The following is an 18,783-nucleotide window of genomic DNA, read 5'->3' as shown; positions in this document are numbered from 1 at the left end:
CCAAATTCTGGAAAATAGCTACGTTATAATATTTCATAGCTGTGAACTTGTTCGTGAAAAATGGATTCGTGAATGGGAATTTTGAGAAAATAAAAATTATGGGAAGAAAAGAGTTTAGTATATCGTTTTCTGATCACACAAAACAATTCGGTATTATTATTGAATATAATTGAATGAAATTCAGCCTTATATTTTGCCAGATTTTGAGAAAGTAGTTGATTCTGGGTTGAAATCGAGAAAACCATTCAGTTAGGAGATTTTTGTTCGATGTCCCGAAAAGAAAAAGTCCTGAAGTCCTGAAGTGTGAACGATACTTAGATGACTATTAACTAACAGACAGTTGATTTTTTGGAAAAACCTGCCAAGTTCTAGCTTGATTTTGAGGCCCTCTATGAGAGCAGGGATAAACTCCTGAGCTTTTTGTGATCTTGCAGTCTTAGAGGCGGTCTTAAAATTAAATAATACCTATAGCGTTTTTTGAAAGGCCGCCAGACAAGCTGGCGGAGGCTTCGATACAATTTGAATTTAAAAGCCCTTCTCGAATTCGTTTTTAGAATAACAATAATTATATATTTATTTTCCCAATTTATCTTACTTTAATTTAAGTTTCTTCTTCCTTTTGATCGGCACATTTAAGATCCAGAAATAAGACTTCTGCGCAAGCTATATGAGCTTTCAGTGCAGGGAAGGTAGCAATGGCAAGAGATAGAAGAGATTATTATTATCACCAGGCAAAAGAGGATGGATACCGGTCCAGGGCTTCCTTCAAGCTCAAACAGATCAATGAGAAACATAAAATTATCAATCGGGGGGACTCGGTTGTTGATTTGGGTGCGGCTCCGGGCGGGTGGCTTCAGGTTGCAAAAGAGCTTTCCGGAGGGAAGGTTCTTGGTGTGGACCTGCAGAGAATAGACCCTATTGAAGGAGTCGAGACGATTCAGGGCGACATAAACGCTGATTCGACAATACAGAAGATTATCAAGATTGTAGGGGCTAAAGGCGCTGATGTGGTGCTCTGTGATGCAGCTCCCAACCTGTCAGGTAACTGGTCTTACGACCACGCGCGGTCAATAGAGCTTGCCACTTCAGCACTGGAGTGTGCAAAGAAGATACTCAAGCCAAATGGAAAGTTCGTGGTCAAAGTCTTTCAGGGAGACATGTTCAACGATTATCTGAGCACGGTCAGAGATAACTTTGTCCACGTTAAGGCTTATTCCCCGCAAGCATCCAGATCCCAGAGCGCAGAGATTTACGTTATTGGAAAGAAATTCCTTACAGCTCCCCTCAGGAAAGGAGATAAATTCGTTGTGGATATCGAAAAGCTCGGCTCAAGCGGGGATGGGGCAGTGCTTATTGAAGGCTTTGTGGTGTTCGTGAAGGAAGTTGAGATCGGAGAAAAGGTAAAGATCAGTATAACTGATGTCAAGCCGAATTTTGCTTTTGCAGATGTCGTGGAAAGGCTTGGAAAATCCGAGAAGCCAGAATAATTTTATTAGGAATTTCAGTTAATAAGTGAATTAAGTGAACTATAATAACTCAGCAGTCAAAAAAGTCAAGCAGTAAACTATAAAACGAGTTTCAAACATGGTGATCCCAGTTGATTGATCTTCACACTCACACCATTTTCAGTGACGGGGAACTGCTTCCCAGTGAACTTGTCCGGCGGGCTGTTATCCACGGCTACGAGGCTATTGCTATTACCGACCATGCAGACTATACCAATCTCGAATATCTTCTTAATGCTGCAAAGAAAGCAAAATACCTGGAGAATGAATGGGATATTCGCGTCCTGCCCGGAGTCGAGCTGACGCATATCCCTCCAAGAAAGATTGCTCCCATGGCAAAAAAGGCAAAAGAGCTGGGCGCAGAAATCGTGGTAGTGCATGGAGAAACCATATCCGAGCCTGTTGCCCCCGGAACAAACGCAGCGTCAGTTGCCTGTGAGTATGTGGATATTCTGGCCCACCCCGGCCTAGTTTCCGAAGAAGATGTCCGGACTGCGGCAAAGAATAATGTATTTCTTGAGATCACTGCAAGGAACGGGCACAACAGGACTAACGGGCATGTTGCAAGGCTTGCCCTCGAAATCGGTGCAACTCTTGTGGTGAATACCGATACCCATGCACCTGAGAACCTGATCACAGATGAGACCGCCCTTAAAATCGCAATGGGAGCCGGCCTTACCGAGTCAAGGGCAATTGAAGCGTTTAAAGCTTCTAAAAAGAAGGTATCAGAGATAGTCTGAGCTGCACTTCGTGTGCTTTCTTCTCTGTTCATCTCATGCTTTCTTAATTTTCCTGTTCTAGATTTCTTCCTCTTTTTCGGTTCTTCCTTTTTTATTCAGCTTCTTTCCCATATTTCTAACTTTATTTTTTTACATTTTTACACATCTCTTTCTTCGACCACTCTAGTTTTGAATCAAAGTTGGTAAGTAGCAAAAGTCAGAAGGAATTTACTTACAGAATTATTATTGAGGACATGTCTGGTTATTTATAGGATGTGTAATTAATCATATATCATTTACATTTAAAGAAATGTAAATATATTAATTCAAAGTAATTTAATAGTGTGGGTCGAATAATATCGATAGTACAGGATGTACTATTTTAGCTTTGAAAGGTAAAATCTATGTGGGGGAGATAAAGTGAAGGGTAAAACTCTATTTATAGTTTTTACTTTGGTATTCCTGATGGGAGTGCCATCCACAGTATCGGCAAGAGATATTATAGTGGGCAGCGGAAGTGGACAAATTTCTACAATACAGGAAGCTGTAGATGGTGCAGAAGCTGGAGATGTAATTATAATAAAACCTGGAACTTATGTTGAAAACATAAATGTTTCAAAAGCAAGGCTAACAATTAAACCAGAAACAAATAACGTGTTTATTGAACCAGCAGACAGCACTGTGGCAACTATCATTCTAAGCAATGTTGGTATAACACTAACCGGCTTTAATATAGATGGTCCTGTTACGGTTGTCAATTTAATGTTAGGCAATGATCAATATTACAGGAATAATATGTGCCATATAACAAACAACATTATTGAAAATGGGGGTGTTGTTGTAACATCTGAAAGTTCTGGTATTGTTATATCTGAAAACAGGGTTTCAGGTGGTGCTAACAGGATTTCAGGTGGTACTCCTGGCTATGGTATAGATGTAGCCTGTTGTGGTGATTACAATGAAATAACAAATAATGAAGTTTCTAATTGCTCAACAGGAATCTATGTTTACGATGAAAGAAATGTACCACCCATTAGTGGTAACAAAATAAGCAACTGTGAAGTCGGAATACATGTTTCTGGCTTATCTTATGATATCGAAAACAACGAAATTACAAATTGTGGTGTAGGGGTATTGGCCGGAGAAACTGGCGGTGCAAATTTAATTGGAAATAAAATAACCTACTGCTCAGACTGTGGGCTTAAAGTGACTGGTTTTTTAGAATCTAAAGGAGCCTATAACAATTATTTCAACAACACAGTGAATGTGAAGTTTGGAGACTATGAAGACACATATGTCTGGAACAGCTCACTCACTGAAGGTACAAACATAATTGGTGGACCATATATTGGAGGTAATTACTGGGCAAAGCCGGATGGAACCGGGTTCTCTCAGACTGCTATTGATGCAAATGGAGACGGTATTGCAGATTCAGCTTATGCAATATCTGAAAAGAACTACGACTATCTACCACTAACAGCTAAGTACAACTCGGTATTACCTGTTTCTGACTTCACAGCCAACGTAACTTCAGGAGCTGCACCCCTGGTTGCGTTATTTACCTATACCGGCACTGGTGGAACTCCTACTTCATGGTTCTGGGACTTCGGGGATGGCATCAATTCCAAACATGCCATGAATGCAACTCATACATTTACGAGTCCGGGAACATATAATGTTACTTTAACGGTAACAAATTCCGCCGGCAACAATTCCGTAACCAGACCCGGGTATATCACAGTTACATCACCCTCAGAAACGGTTTTTCCCGTTGCCGATTTTTATTCTCCGGAAGCTGAGCGAGTGCTGAATGGAATTAATGATCAGGGAATTTTTGAAAATGAAGTTATTTCATTTTTTGACAACAGTACAGGCTCGCCGATTTCCTGGTTCTGGGACTTTGGGGACGGAAACACATCAACACAGAAGAATCCCACTCATGCATACGGAAAAATAGGCGGGTATACCGTTAACTTAACCGTGAAAAATGCTAATGGCAGCCATACAATAAGCAAATATGGTTATGTGCTCATGGGAATAAAGGATGAAGCCGCAACTCCTGCATATTTCTCATCCGATGTAACATCAGGAAAGGCACCATTAACAGTAACATTTCTGGATGATCTGGATGCACAACTTCCAAATTATCCTATCTGGCGTGAATGGGATTTTGGTGACGGGACAGTTCAGACTTATGTAGTGGATGCTAACGATTCTGCAACACCGTATGCAACACACACATATGAAAAACCAGGTAAATACACAGTAACATTATCTATGGATAACCGCGGCGGCAAATCTATAATAACAAAATACAATTATATCACGGTCAAAGATCCGACTGTCCCAGATTTTGACCTCCTGGTTGTAAACTTCAACATGAATGTTACCGAAGGTTACGCTCCCCTTTCTGTGCAGTTTAGTGACCTTTCCGAGAATGCAGTATCAAGGATATGGGACTTTAATAATGATGGGAAGCCTGAGTCCAGCGATCTAAATCCTGTTTATACATATACAGTTCCGGGAACGTATTTCGTTAATCTGACAATAACCAATGCAAATGGCATCTCTTATAAAGTTACTACAATAAATGTACTGAAAGGCAGCTCGAGCGGTGACATTAACTCAAACAGTGGAGGAAGCAGCAGCAAGAGCAGCGGTAGCAGTGGCGGAAGCGGTGGTGGCGGTGGTTCTCCCGAGCCTGCAAAAAACGTTGAGGTGAAAGAGCTTTGCCAGGTCTTCATTACCAACGGAAAAGAGACGAGATTTGATTTCAAAAAGAATGCAACCTGTGTTGTATATGCAAGCTTTGATGCAAAGAGGACTATGGGTAAAACCACAGCAATTGCCGAGATGCTGAAAGAAAAATCCTCCATAGTTTCAGAACTGCCCTCCGGAGAAGTCTACAAATCATTTAATATATGGGTTGGAAATGGCGGAATTGCAACTTCAAAGAACATTGAAAATTCTGAAGTCTGTTTCAGGATTGAAAAGTCATGGATGCAGGAAAAAGATATAGATCAGACCTCTATCACCCTGAACCAGTACAGTGATAAAAAATGGGAGCAATTATCAGCCGATAAATCAGGAGAAGATGATAAGTTCCTGTACTTTACAGCCAAAACTCCGGGATTTGCTTCATTTGTTATCACAGGAGAAACAAAAAGCTCTTCAGAAGAGAATAAAACGGGAGTAAAATTCGAATCCGAAACAAGGGCTGTCGATGAAAGTAATACAGGGGACAGAGGGCTTGAATCTGAATCAGGAGCCATTCCAAAGGAAAGTATGAGTGCACCTGACTTTGGAATTATTTATGGGTTAGCCGGCGTGTTTGCGGTGTTCCTGTATAGAAGGAAGTAAGAAGAGGGGAAAGTAAAAAGCAAAATCCCAAAACTCAATATAAAAGACAGGGGATGAGAGGATTTACCTCTTATCTATTTCTTCCTATTTCTCATCTGCTTTCCGACTCCTTTTTATTTTTGGCTCATTTCATGTTAACTCTGTCTCAGTCTAAGAGAAAATTAAGGATGGATTCATGAGAAAATTGGGAAAACTGATCACCTTTGGGGGAACTATAATTTTCTGATACTGATCTTTTTTCTGAGCTTTCCATATCTGTAAGCTCTAAGTATATCCGTGAAGTCGTGACCTGAAGATTAAATAAAAGGTCGAAAGATTTCTTCAATGCAGGAATAATCTACAAAAAGTTTGGTGGCAGAGAACCACCAGAAAATATACTTATTTTACTGTTATGTAATGGGCTGTCGTACTAGTTCCTGAAGTATTTTTTATTGTCAGAGTAGCTTTGTATGTTCCGGCTTTAAGATATATGTGATATGGGTTCCAGCATGTCTGGCAAGTAGCTCCATCACCATATCTCCATATGTGTGATATTACTCCTGCTGTACTACCACCGGTGTACGTAAATGTTACTTTCAGTGGGGCATAACCAGATGTTACACTTGTTTTGAAGCTTGAATTCGGTACAGCTGCAAGTGCTGTTGAGGGCATTACAAGTGCGAAAATGAGACCTAGAGCTATTATATTTTTTATCTTCACCAGATTCACCTGTTCATTTCAATCTTGGGTAGAATTCATGCAGTTTATATGAAAAAACGTTTCAAGCCCATCCTGAACATAATATTTGGACATTTGATGTTCTATGATGCTGGTTCTCTCAGGTCAACTGCATAAGTCTTATTTTTATTCATTTTATCCTGTTGCAATTGAGCTCGTTTCAAAACTTCTCCTGTAGCTTTTCCCAATAAATAAAGAATGTTGCTAATATCACTAATGCCCTGAATATTCTGTCCAATCTTTCATACCTTAGGATAATTCTTCTGAATCCTGTTCTTATCCTTGAGAAAAACCTTTCTACTGCTGACCTTTTCGCATACGATTTTTTACTAAATCTTCTAGGTCTTCCTCTTTTTCTTTTCTTTCTGTTTCTTTTGTTTTCAGGAATAGAAGCTTTGATTCTTCTCCTGCGCAGGTACTCTCGTACCTGCGTATCATCGTAAATTGAATCTGCTACTATTTCTTCTGGTCTTGTTATTGGTCTGTATCCAGTCCTTACCTTTATTGCTCCAATAGTCTCTTCAAATCTGTAAGGATCATATTCCGCTCCTGAACCAATAACAATGCTTATTGGAAGATCTTCTGAGGTTACGGCTGCATGAATCTTTATTCCTTTTCTCTTTTTGAATCCATTATACTCGACACTTTCCCCCCTTTTTTTGCTTCTACAAAACTGCTATCTATTGCAACAATTTCAAGGGAGAGTTGTCCATTCTGATAAGAATCATCTATGAGAGAATCAAAGATTTTATCCCAAACACTTTCTTCAGACCATCTTTTTAGTCGTCTCCAAGCAGTTACGTAAGATCCGTATTGTTTGGGCATATCTCGCCATTGACAACCTGTAACAAGAACATAAAGAATTCCGTTAATGATCTGACGATCATTTACTCTCTTCCTCCCAACCTTCGGTTGGGGAGGAAGGTGTGAGTGAATATGAGCCCATTGAGCATCAGTAAGTTCTTCGAAGTGTATACTAATCCCCTATATAATATAAAATCAAATAATATATAATTTTGAAACAGGCTCGTTACTTACCTATTTAGGACGAGATTAGTTAAAAATAAAAAATTTATATTCCAAGCTTCAAGAGTATGCTTAAAAGAGTTCTCGAAAAGGATTTGAATTGAGAGGAAAGGTGGTTTTCCTCTTAATTTCAGAGATTGGTTGGGTAACAGGGGTTTAAATCCAACTAGCTCTTATGTTCATTCTGTTTTTCGAGCCATGAATATTTATTACATAATATTTAATTTAGAAATATATAACTTGTGGAAAAGTTCTGAACTGATAGTATAATTTCTCCTAAAGATAAGAATATTTCATAATGTGTATGTGTTTTATAAAAAAATGGTATTCACCCAGTTTTTAATTTTTTTAAAACTCTTTTCAATTTTAAAAAAACATATATGTATTAAAGCAAAGGTTTACCAGGGGAGAACTAACTACAGAAACTATGATTGAGATCCATTGTTTCTTCCGTTTGTGCTTAAATACATAGAAAAACTAAGTTCTCCTCCACATCTTAACGTAAAACACATATTTACAAGCTAGGTTTTTAATTTACTAAAAAAGTTTTTTAATAAAGCGAGTGTTCTATTATATCGGCCAGTTTCAAAGATGAATACTCTCTGCCTTCTTGAAACATCTTTCGCCTTCTTTTAGTGAAACTGGTCTTCATCCTTAATAACTCTCGATTATTTTCACCCTGCTTAACTATATTATATATAATTTTTTATACTCTTATATTTAGGGTGGGTTAAAATGTATGTCAAATCAAAATGCCCTATTTACGGAAATATGTCCGGGAGCTGCAAAATTCTGAAAAAGCATTAAGTGTTGCAGCTGTATAATACTGGGATCTGGTGGCCAGATTGAAAATTAAGATGGGTGTGTACTGCCCGGATCACAGGCATATGTGTTATGTCTATCCTTCAGCCTCTCAATGAGAACGGAGTAAGAAATAGTTTTATATTCAAAGGGACTAGGAAGAATAAAAAATATTTCAAAAAGTTATTGGGCAACAGGATTCCTGAAGAAGAGAACCCGAAGAAGAACCGCCGTGGAGCAACTTTAGGCTGTCTGTCTCTGACAGACCTCTTTGTTTTTTCTTTGACTCTCAAACGCATAAGTCTCATAGTTATTGATGTACTTTAAAGCATCAAAACTCTTTATCTCATAACTCTCTACGAATTCTTTCATAACTAATATGGTACTGTTTAGCTGCTCGTTTATTATTTCGGGTAGGGATGATAGATTTTCTTCCATACTTTTTGCGTTAACCTTCTCGAAATCGCTGAATTTGATAAGCTTTCTTTCAAGAGCTAATGAAATTACCGGACTGCTGTAATCTCTTTCAATTATCTCCTTTTTCCACGTATTTACTGCATTATTCAGCATTGCCACAATGTCCGCCATTTTAAAAAGGGCTATCGCTTTTCCAAGCTCTGAGGCATCAAAGCTTTCAGAAGCCATCAAATCAAGTATGGAAAGAACCTCAACCATTGTGGAAGGGCCCTTGTTCCGGACAACAAGATAGTAAGGGTATGCAATCTTATTCCTGTTCACCAGATATGAAAACTCCATTGATCCGGCAACATTACGCATTGCCAGGAAAAACTCACCTCTGAAATCATTGTATCTTGGAAGGGATACTACATGAGTTCCAAGCAAATCAGAAAAAATGTCAAGAGTTGTTCTTGCGTAAATATTGTTACCTATTGCGGGTCGTAACGGCATATAATCTCCAGATGCAACTCTATCCGCGTTGTAGAGCATACTCAACATCTCATAGCTGAACTTATCCCCTCCATTCTCCTCTATTAGAGATGCGTTATCACATGCATCATCAACAGCGGTATCTACCAGAGCTAAGCATGCCTTTAAGTCAGCAAGCATATAAACATCAGATGGACTTACACTGGAAAGATACAGGCGTTTGTAACTATCATATAGCCATTTAAAAAGACTAGGCTTTCTATGAGGACTTGCAACCTTTATGTAGCTTGAAAAGTAGTTTTCCCACAAAGTATTATGTTCAGATATGTTCATAACTATCCCCACTTTTATAGTCAGATTGTATATTAATCATCATATGTACAGTAAGACAACAGGTCTCCAAATCTTAGGTTGATATCTGATTCTTAGTATCGTAATTTACATCAGCTAGCTTCACTTTCATCTAGTTTCCAGAACTCATAAACCGGATCTCAAATTTCGTTCCTGATCCTTTTTTAAGTGCGATATCACCTCCAATTTGATCAACAAGAGTATTTACCAGCTGTAAACCTAATGAACTAGTATTCTTAAAGTCAATAGAATCTGGAAAACCAATTCCGTTGTCTTCAACAATTAGTGAAAAATACCTGCAGCAGAAGTTATTTTGCATATCATTGTCAGCAATTCTACTGATTAAAGCTTTATTTTGTTCATTAACTTCTTGGCGAATTTTTATGCTAATTTCACCACTCATTCCATCTGGAAATGCATATTTTAAAGAATTAGAAACAAGTTCGTTGATGATAATACCTAAAGGGATGGCAGTGTCCATTTCAAAAAAGAAATCACCTGCATCTAGGCGCAAGCTTATATCGGAGTTTCCCACCTTATATGAATTGAAAAGATCAGTTGTTAATTTCTGAAGATAAGAGGTAAAATTAATTGTTTCCATATCCTTGGAGTTATATAATTCTTCATGGATGATAGACATCGATATGATTCGATTATGACTTTCTTGGAATGCCTCAGTAATTTTTTTATGATCAGGAGTATCAGACAGTAATTTATCGCATTCCAAGTCCAGAAGGCTCGATATTATCTGCAGGTTATTTTTGATTCTGTGATGGATCTCTTTTTTTCGGATCTTTTCGGCTCTTTTAATGGTTTCCATTGAAACTTTTTTCTCAGTGATATCCTGAATAAATCCCTGATAAAGTCTTTTTGCCGGATTTACATTTTTTATGATCTGAATTGATTCAAAAAGCCAAACTATGTTCCCATTCCTGTTCTGGATCCTGTATTCCTGTTCAACTAGAGATGTAGATGTAGTGCTCAGTTTTCTTCTATTTTCATGGAAAAGACTTTTATCTTCAGGCCTCACCAGCTGAAACAACCTAATTTTTCCTGAATGAAATTCTTCGCTTTTGTAACCTGTAATTTCCTCTGTGGCTCCGTGCAGCAACACCAAATCAAAATTGTTATCCAGCTGAAACCCAATTCCTCGAAAATTTTGTAAATATTTTATAATTTGTTCTTCGTTTATTTTGAGTTGTTCTTCACTTATCTCGAGTTTTTCCCGAGTTTGCTTGTTTTCTGTGACGTTTTTAAACAGGCCAATGCCTCTATATACGCGATTATTTTCATCTTTCAGGAAAACCGAGGTATCTTCCACATAAATATAACTTCCATCTTTTCTCTTAAACCTGAATTTTTCCCCGAACTTTTCCCCGGTCTTTAGAGAATTTTTCAGTGCACTCCATACTCTCTCTCGCTCTTCGGGGTGTATGAGTTCTCTGCACGCCTCCAGATCGACCTTACTAAATTCTTCTTTAGTGTAACCGGTAAACTCCTCAATAGCTCCTGACCACTCAATTTTACCTGTCACTGCATTACCGTCGAAGATTAATTGTCCTGTCTGCTCGGCTATGAAAAAGAATTTTTCTGCAATTTTCTCAAGATTTTCCCTATACCAATTCTTTTCCATGTGTTACCTCCTAATAAGATCAAATACAGCCATAGGATATAAATGATCTATTTCTCACCCAAGGGTTTACATATATCGCCTTATAATCACTTTATTTAATAAAGTTACTATTATTAATAGTAAAGTATTTGTTTTTTTAAATATCGTTGAATAATTAAAAAATATAGTTTTTTCAATTCCAACTGAACTATCACTCGGCTAAACTAAATTTAAACTTCAATCAGTTGGTACGTGTTCTGCAACACATCTGAAAAATATCCACGTCAGAAAGAGGTATTATCGATTGATTTGGCAGAACACTTTGTTCGTGAGGAACAACGAGAAAAAGAAAAAAGATGGCCGAACTTTGCAGAATTCTGAAAAAGTATAATTCTGAAAAAGTATTATAGTGTTGCAGCTGTATACTACTGGGATCTGGTGGCCAGATTGAAAATTAAGATGGGTATGTACTGCCCGGATCACAGACATTTGTACTATGTCTATCCTTCTCTTCCGCAGTGAGGAGGGGATAAAAAATAGTTTTATATTCTAATAAATTAATTTTCTGTTTGTAATCCTGCCTTAGTTTTCTAATTTTTGTAATAACTTCGGAAAGGGCAAGGGTAATTCCTGCAATAAGGGGCGCAAAAATTGCAGCAGTAGAACGCATTGTTGATGTAACGTCATAGAGGGAACGCCTGATGCGCTCTTCTACGGCACTGAGTTCTTTTAAGTGGTCTGCAAGCTTAACAATTGAAGCTCCAGCAGCTTCGTGGTTTTTATGGACACTTTCCGTAAAGAGGAGCATTGTGTTCCTTATCCTCTCCGAATATACATGCCTGAAAGCTCCGAATTCTTCGTCAAAAATAGCATCTTTGAGATTCGTCCTCATGCTGAGCAGGTTCATGGAAATCTCCTCGAAGGCTTCCCCTATTTTTGAGCCTTCCATAGTTCTGGCAGTATGGGCAAAGGCTTCTTCAGGGGCTTTTCCTTCAGAAGTGTAATAGAGAACGAAGCTTTTTACAATGCTCTAGATCCGAAAAGTAACAATTTAGGTCTTAAAATCGATTTATTAACGTACTACCCTTGAGTATAAAATTATAACTTTTAAAAAGATTATGTAACAATAATGTTGGTACTTAATAGTATCGGTTTTATACAATCTTTTTTTAATGACAAATTATGAGCCATTCTAAGCTCTTTTCTCAATTGCCCTTAAGAAAACCCGTGCACCAAAGAAAGAATTGATTTCTAGTTTGAATCAATTTAAATGAAAAACGAAAAACTAATATTAGCTTTATTTACTTTATTATTATGCTCTTAAGTAAGTAAGGATAGGGTAGATATGAATCTGTTTGTTTATTACTATTTTTATAGCATATGGCAGAGATTTTATGGAAAATAATACTGATTATAAATTAGAAAACAAAGAAGAAATACTCGATGTCTTGAGAGAGTATCATGAACAAGCTGTAGAAGACTGTCGAATTATTGGAAATCAAAAGTACAATATTCTTATATCACTCAGTATCGCGCTAGGTAGTTTCATTTTTGCACTTACACAAGTCTATAATTCAGTAAAAATTCAAAACTCTAGTGAAACGTGTCTAGTGACTTTTAATACATTATCTGGTCACCTCCAAAATTTTTTATCATCCTGTGACAATGTATTTCACTTTTCATTAGACTTTTTATCGGGATCAGAACATGTTATCGATTTCTCCCCAAATTTAGCAGCCGTGAATGCCCTAATTATATCTCTTTTGTTGTTTATTATTGTTTTTTTTATGGCAATTCATGGTTTTTTCTTCCTCTGGTTACATTTACCTAAAATGGACAATTTAGCAGTACAAATTGAAGAGTTACAAAGAGATATAATATTCAAAAAAATGGGCGACCTCGAACTTTTTAGTTGGAAGAAAATTTGTGTAAATGAAAGTGATAAATTCAAAGATTATATTAAGCAAAAACTGGTTAGAAAAAATTTATTTATTCTAGAAGATATATACACAGTCAGTACAGATCAAAATGATAATGAAATACAAATCTACAAAACCATAAAATATATTCCTAAAAAATATATTCGAGAAATAGGAAAGAAGATTGGTACTTTATCCATAGATGAAGATAAAAAAACTGCAATTATAACAGTAGATGGTATTGTATTAGATCATTTGAATGTGAAAAAAACGAAAGACAGTTATATACTTTATGAATCAGAGCTGAAATATAGATTCGGGAATCTAATGCCCCATACAAATGTACTAAAACCATCATATATATTAAATTTAAAAATCTTGATTGTGACTTTAGCAGTCTTTTCAGTGGCTATAGGTTATATACTCTAGTCACCCTTCTTCATGGAAAATTTAAGTGTATTTCATTGGTCATCGGTTAAGAACTTATTTCCGTCTCCCAATAGTGTTTTCTATTTCACCTTTTTCATTAAAACCATTTTTCTCTGAACCTTTCTCTATTTACATGTGGATCAAATGCTTGACTTTCATATACACTCATTATCGTTTCAAAAGTTCTTTGAATTCCACATCTATTCAGAATTACTGTCAACAAATCTGATGCATTCTCTGCAAATATTGTGCTCCAACGTAACTGTGTATATTGAGCCATTTTTTCAGGATGAGCAGTATTGTTCTTTACAAGAGAATAAATCCTTCTACTAACGATTAATGTTAACATTGCTGTCCAGATTAGAGCTTCAATTACCTGTTCATTCTTTGTTTCAAGAACGTCAAGAGCGTATTTGCTTTTTAACTCCTTGAAAAGTAGTTCTATGTCCCACCTTGCTCCATATAATTTTGCAATGTCTTTTGCATTCAAAACATCTTTCTGAATATTTGTGATATATATGTGATGCTTTTCGTCCTCATCATTATATACCGCAACAAGACGTACTTTCATCTCATCCTGTTTTTGTTTGCATTTATATGCTCTTCTTTTGAATGCTATTTTTACAACAGCATCAAGATCTTTTCCAGAAAGTTGTTTAATACACTCACTAACAGGTTTTCCAGCGAACTCTTTGCTTTTTGTCTTAGAAAGTCCTTCTTCAACAGAAACAAGAACAGGATCCATATTCTTCCTTATTCTTGAAACAAAATATCCTCCGTTTTCCTCAACTCTTGCAAACATTTGAGTTTTGTAAAAACCAAGATCAACAAGAAGAATACGGTCTTTAATCCAGGGACCTATTTTCAATGTTTTTATTTCAGCTGTTTTTTCAGAGTACAGAGCAACGGTTTTAGGTCCGTTAGCAACTGCACTTACCATAACTCCTACTTTTACTCCAGCAGCTACATTTCTTGCTCTTGCTGCTGGAAACTTGTCTGATAAAGAGGAGTGAAGACGAACAATTGTGCTGTCCTGAATAAGAACATCCTGGAAGTCTTCGAGTTTTTTGCTAAGTTTTCTTCCAGGATCTTTTGCAAGTTCTTCTATACCGTGAATTACACACTGATGGAGGAACTCAACAAGTTCTGGAGTGAATCGATAGTACCAACTGCTGTCGCTAAGGGTTTTATTTGATTCTTTTTCATAGTCTCTTTTCAAACTGGCAAGTGTACGCTGTAAGCGTACACCAAAACCAAGAGTTAAAACCCAAAAAATGATGACAGGGTCAATTTTACGCTCACGTACTATTAGATCAGTTTCTTTAGCAGTCTGCCTTAACCATTCTTCGGGAAACATTTCCCGAAGAGAGTCTTCAAGAGTAGGTGGGGGACGAGGAGACATAGATGCACTAATATTTAGATTATTAATATAAAAACACATACAAGAGTAACTATCTAACGCTTAACCGATGACGCATGAAAATAATATCAATATTGTTGACATCAGCAATATTGAATATGAAGTTTCATTAGTTTTCATAATACCTCTTTATTATTTTATAATGCTAAAACCTTACAACAAATTTAAGTTTTTTTATTACTTCGGGAGCGCGGAGGGTCACGAATACCCCGTCCTTTAGGTCGGGGATGAAGTGAACCCTCGCCTCTTTCTGTTTTCGCTTAAACCTCTTAATCATCACTTCTTTGTAAAATGAGTTTGTTTTTTGGCACCATGGCCATGGTGGTGCCACCCACCTATGGCCGGGATGTGATAAACGTTGGAATTAAACAGTTTTAGCCATGGCTACGGTCATATCACTTACCATATCGTGTTGGTGCCAAAGTATCGATACAAGTTATTCTACAATAAGCAAATTAAAAAGGATTTCGAGTCTATCTTCAACAATATTTGTACTGAACAAGGATACAAAATTCATGCAATGGAAGTAGTAGAGGATCATGTTCACCTATTCTTGGAATTTCAGCCGAACAACTCTCTTTCAGAGGTAGTTCAATACTTGAAGGGAGGTAGTTCTTACAGAATTTTTAAACTTCACCCTGAACTTAAAAAGCGATATTGGGGTGGAAGTCTATGGTCAAGTGGTAAGTTCTATCGATCCGTCGGGAATGTAACTGCCGACACAATTAAGCACTATATTAAAGAATCACAGGGGAAACCGAAAGTAGAATTTCAATCGTGTATATCAACTAAATCTGGTCAAAGAAAACTCGACGATTTCTGAATGCCCAATAAACCGAGCGTGCGGCCCATCAGCATACCCCATCCTTTACAGGCTGTCCGACAATTACTGTTAGTAATGAAATAAAATCGTCTGCTAGTAGATTGGAACTTTTTATGAGATTTGTTTTCTATTCATCTTGCTAAAATATTAGAGTGAAAGTTCCATTTATTTCTATTTTCCCTTCCAATGATCTTGTTTTTATTAGAGTAAATCCAGATTTTCCTTAAATTAACTGAGGTACAAACTAAATTAAATTCGTTCCTGACTGATTTCAATCCTCTGGTTAGAAATTCTCTAAACCCTAAATTCTCTTTATAATTTCCAATTACAGGTTCTACTACCTGCTTTCTTTGCCCATATATTTTTCTGAATTCTTCTGTTTCCATTTTGTCGGCTAATTGCTTTCTTTCTTTTGAAAATTCAGCTACTTTTAAGTGCCTGATTCCATCCATCCTTTTTGTACAATTTTTGCTAAATTCACATTTTTTGCATTCAGTTCCTTTATAAAGTCTGTATTTTCTCTTCCTTTTTTTCTCATAACCCTCATACAAAAACTTCAATCTTTGATTTTCAGGGCATATAAACTCATCATTTTCTTCATTATACTCAAAATTACCAATATCGAATCTGTTGTCTTCAACGTTTTCTGTTCTTTGTTTATCTACTTCTTTTTGCTCTGGAATATATACATCCAATTTTTTATCGTTCAAATAATGAATGTTATTTCCGCTATAGTATCCACTGTCTGCACATATCTTAGTACCTTCTTTTAAGAAACCACAATTTTCTTCAACAAGTTCGATCTGTGGTTTCAATTGATAAGTATCAGTTCTATCTTGACAGATATTATTTGCAACAATAAACCCCAGTCTATGGTCCACTGTTATTTGACCGGAGTTTATAAGATCTCATAAAAATCGTGGTACAGCTATGGATATTATGTAGGTCTAACAAGAAATTAATTAAGTTCCAAACTCGTTTCGTTCAATTTTGGCGTCACCACATATTGAACTAGCTCACCGATTGATACTTATATGATTTTCACCATATTATACTAAAGAAACCATAATAGGGCGTCTTGTTACAGAGATCCTGTGTTAGACCCCATATAGTGGGAAATTAACTATTTTTGTGCCACACCGATTTATTTAATTGGTTCTATATTTGTCGGTTTTATATTAAAATGCTTGGAATTGTTACCCAACATAATTAATTTTTTGTTAGACCCTAAGTAGATCATGTCGCTTGATGTGGCTTTATACTATAAAGTATAAACTCCGGTTTGAGCATTATATGCCAGTTCAAATACTCCCTTTTTGTTTTTCATAAAACGAGATTCTTTATCAGTCAAGCTTACTTTCTCAATACTGTCCTTTTCAAACTCATTAAGTGCTTCCTTAACGATATCTTTAATCTCTTTTTTTCGGTCGTTAGAATTATCCTTATTTACTTGCTTTATGTACTTCGCAACTACAGCTTTTACCTTGTATCTTCCACTTTCATTTAATTGATCATACCCACGGCAGTTACCAAAATGTTCATCCTCAAGTTTGTCTACTTCAATACCTTTTTTTAATTCATTGTTGACATATTCTCCAACAACTCTCAAGACCTCTTCCAAAACCACATTATTTTTTGACGCAGAAGCTTTTACCATGGATCCGTCGGTGCTTAACTGCTCGAGACCTATTACTCCTAGATCTTTAGCTGCCTTAACTGTGTTTTTGAACAATTTAGTAATCAGTTTCTCATTTTCTTTTCTGAAGTCACTGATTGTTCTGAAATCAGGTTGTAGATTTTCAGCCAAATACATGTAAACTACATTTTCTCGAACATTGCGAGCTATCGCTCGCGATGATCGAACTCTATCAAGCATCGATTGAATCAAAATTTTACACATTATGCATGGATGATAAGCTGGGTGTCCAGAACCATCATACCTTGTTTCAAATTCACTGAAATCTATTTCATCTATAAAAGACTCAATCAAGTAGCAGATATGATCTGAAGGAATAAGATCTCGAATATCTGGAGGTAAAATCCAAATTTGATTCTTTGATGATTTGATAAACGCCATAAATCAAAATATTCTTTTGAGAATTATATAATTAGAATCATATTCTATATTGTGGACACTAATTACCCAAGGTAATTGTCGGACAGCCTGTTTAGGGTGGGGTGGCCGCACGCAATTTGATTTATATTCTAAATTTATAATATCTATAAAGAAAAGATGATTTATTACCGGTAATAGTAGTATAGAGACGAAATTGATTAAAACAAACATATTTAGTCCAAAAATTTAGCATCAGGTTTAAAGCCTCCTCTCAGGCTTCGTACAAATCCTCTAATTTATAACTCGCCAAATACTTTGATTGAATTCATAATTAAAAGCAGTATGTCAATTTTTTTCCATAAAATTACGAATTTAAGAAGTATTTAAAAAGTTATCGAATAGAAAATCCGATATCATTGGCTGATTTAGTATGCCATGTACAGAAACTTGATTTCAAATTTACAATAAATTCGGGACGCTGCCGCCATTTACTTTCGGCTTATTCTGTCTGTTTTTTATACCAGCTCCCGAAAATAACCCTTGAAGCGGCAGCTGAGACCGCAAAGATCAAAATTGTAATCGGGAGCATGCAGGAAAGGTCATACTTCAGTTTCGTGATGTGACTTCTGTTATTATCTCAACTGAAGCTTCGGGAAATGGGTGCTGGAAGTTTTCAATGAAGTCAAAAGATAGAAAATTGTAGGATATTTCAAGAACACATGTTTGAGTAAACAGGAAAGTTTTCAGACAAAACGATAACATGAACAATTATAATAATTGAAAGGAATCTGCGAAAAGTGAGATTTCGGTCAAATGTCCAATTGGAAACAATGTCATTTTTTCTTTTTGCTATAATAATAGAAAATAAAGACAATTACTATTAAGAAAATTATGAATGTTGCAATAATTAATTCTCCAGGTATTATTTGGGTAGTATGACTTGTACTAGAACCAGAACTTGAAAAACCATTGTTCATGCTCTGAATCTGTTAATAAATATTAAATGCTTTTCTAGATTTGTATATTTCCGATATTTTAAGAGATTTTCAGAATGACTGCCCTAAATGTCATGAATGCGATTCTAGCAGCGCTCAATGGAACGCCGCTATTATCATAAGAATTGCAGCATTTTGCTGAAAAAAATACTTTTTTATCAG

At 36.4% G+C, this 18,783-nt stretch carries 13 protein-coding genes and 2 pseudogenes; 6 read left to right on the top strand and 9 right to left on the bottom strand.

The window, feature by feature from the left end; genetic code table 11:
- The first annotated feature begins 695 nt into the window (after positions 1–695).
- From ACZ5A8_RS16280 to ACZ5A8_RS16270, 3 genes are all read left to right on the top strand, one after another.
- Positions 696–1,487: a 23S rRNA (uridine(2552)-2'-O)-methyltransferase gene (locus ACZ5A8_RS16280; RefSeq protein ID WP_464530318.1), complete on the top strand. Its 792-nt coding sequence runs from the start codon at positions 696–698 to the stop codon at positions 1,485–1,487.
- A 110-nt stretch (positions 1,488–1,597) separates the two neighbouring features.
- The gene (locus ACZ5A8_RS16275) at positions 1,598–2,245 is read left to right on the top strand and encodes a histidinol phosphate phosphatase domain-containing protein (RefSeq protein ID WP_464530316.1); all 648 of its coding nucleotides are present in this window, start codon (positions 1,598–1,600) and stop codon (positions 2,243–2,245) included.
- Positions 2,246–2,644: 399 nt separating this feature from the next.
- Positions 2,645–5,584, top strand: a complete 2,940-nt coding sequence (locus tag ACZ5A8_RS16270) for a PGF-pre-PGF domain-containing protein (RefSeq protein WP_464530314.1) — start codon at positions 2,645–2,647, stop codon at positions 5,582–5,584.
- Between the two features lie 378 nt (positions 5,585–5,962).
- Here ACZ5A8_RS16270 and ACZ5A8_RS16265 read toward each other — a convergent pair whose 3' ends face one another.
- The 6 genes from ACZ5A8_RS16265 to ACZ5A8_RS16240 all read right to left on the bottom strand — a co-directional run bounded on the left by ACZ5A8_RS16265 (position 5,963) and on the right by ACZ5A8_RS16240 (position 11,928).
- Positions 5,963–6,283, bottom strand: coding sequence for a PKD domain-containing protein (locus tag ACZ5A8_RS16265; RefSeq protein ID WP_464530312.1), 321 nt, complete (start codon positions 6,281–6,283; stop codon positions 5,963–5,965).
- Positions 6,284–6,461: 178 nt separating this feature from the next.
- On the bottom strand, positions 6,462–6,905 hold the full coding sequence (locus ACZ5A8_RS16260) for a transposase (RefSeq protein ID WP_464534177.1): 444 nt from the start codon (positions 6,903–6,905) through the stop codon (positions 6,462–6,464).
- 2 nt (positions 6,906–6,907) lie between these two features.
- Complete coding sequence (locus tag ACZ5A8_RS16255) at positions 6,908–7,276, bottom strand: IS5 family transposase (protein WP_464534175.1); 369 nt, start codon at positions 7,274–7,276, stop codon at positions 6,908–6,910.
- Positions 7,277–8,371: 1,095 nt separating this feature from the next.
- Complete coding sequence (locus ACZ5A8_RS16250; RefSeq protein WP_464530310.1) at positions 8,372–9,349, bottom strand: hypothetical protein; 978 nt, start codon at positions 9,347–9,349, stop codon at positions 8,372–8,374.
- Positions 9,350–9,479: 130 nt separating this feature from the next.
- The gene (locus ACZ5A8_RS16245; protein ID WP_464530309.1) at positions 9,480–11,000 is read right to left on the bottom strand and encodes a PAS domain-containing protein; all 1,521 of its coding nucleotides are present in this window, start codon (positions 10,998–11,000) and stop codon (positions 9,480–9,482) included.
- Between the two features lie 433 nt (positions 11,001–11,433).
- Positions 11,434–11,928: a hypothetical protein gene (locus tag ACZ5A8_RS16240; protein ID WP_464530308.1), complete on the bottom strand. Its 495-nt coding sequence runs from the start codon at positions 11,926–11,928 to the stop codon at positions 11,434–11,436.
- Between the two features lie 445 nt (positions 11,929–12,373).
- Here ACZ5A8_RS16240 and ACZ5A8_RS16235 point away from each other — a divergent pair, with 445 nt between their 5' ends.
- Entirely contained in the window at positions 12,374–13,327 is a 954-nt protein-coding gene (locus ACZ5A8_RS16235; protein ID WP_464530307.1) for a hypothetical protein, read from the top strand.
- A gap of 97 nt (positions 13,328–13,424) precedes the next feature.
- Here ACZ5A8_RS16235 and ACZ5A8_RS16230 read toward each other — a convergent pair whose 3' ends face one another.
- Positions 13,425–14,729, bottom strand: a complete 1,305-nt coding sequence (locus ACZ5A8_RS16230; protein ID WP_464530305.1) for an IS4 family transposase — start codon at positions 14,727–14,729, stop codon at positions 13,425–13,427.
- Positions 14,730–15,105: 376 nt separating this feature from the next.
- On the opposite strand from ACZ5A8_RS16230, the gene tnpA reads away from it, so the two are divergent.
- Positions 15,106–15,570: an IS200/IS605 family transposase gene (gene tnpA, locus ACZ5A8_RS16225; RefSeq protein ID WP_464530304.1), complete on the top strand. Its 465-nt coding sequence runs from the start codon at positions 15,106–15,108 to the stop codon at positions 15,568–15,570.
- 152 nt (positions 15,571–15,722) lie between these two features.
- Here the strand turns inward: tnpA and ACZ5A8_RS16220 are convergent.
- Both ACZ5A8_RS16220 and ACZ5A8_RS16215 read right to left on the bottom strand, forming a co-directional pair.
- Positions 15,723–16,460, bottom strand: a pseudogene (locus ACZ5A8_RS16220) (transposase); the annotation flags it as partial.
- A gap of 383 nt (positions 16,461–16,843) precedes the next feature.
- Positions 16,844–17,647: pseudogene (locus tag ACZ5A8_RS16215) on the bottom strand (transposase); the annotation flags it as partial.
- A 395-nt stretch (positions 17,648–18,042) separates the two neighbouring features.
- On the opposite strand from ACZ5A8_RS16215, the gene ACZ5A8_RS16210 reads away from it, so the two are divergent.
- Positions 18,043–18,249 (top strand): hypothetical protein, encoded by a 207-nt coding sequence (locus ACZ5A8_RS16210; protein ID WP_464530303.1) that lies wholly within the window; start codon positions 18,043–18,045, stop codon positions 18,247–18,249.
- Positions 18,250–18,783 lie beyond the last annotated feature (534 nt).

The organism is Methanosarcina subterranea (assembly GCF_055385895.1).
This window is presented reverse-complemented; position numbering and strand designations above follow the sequence as displayed.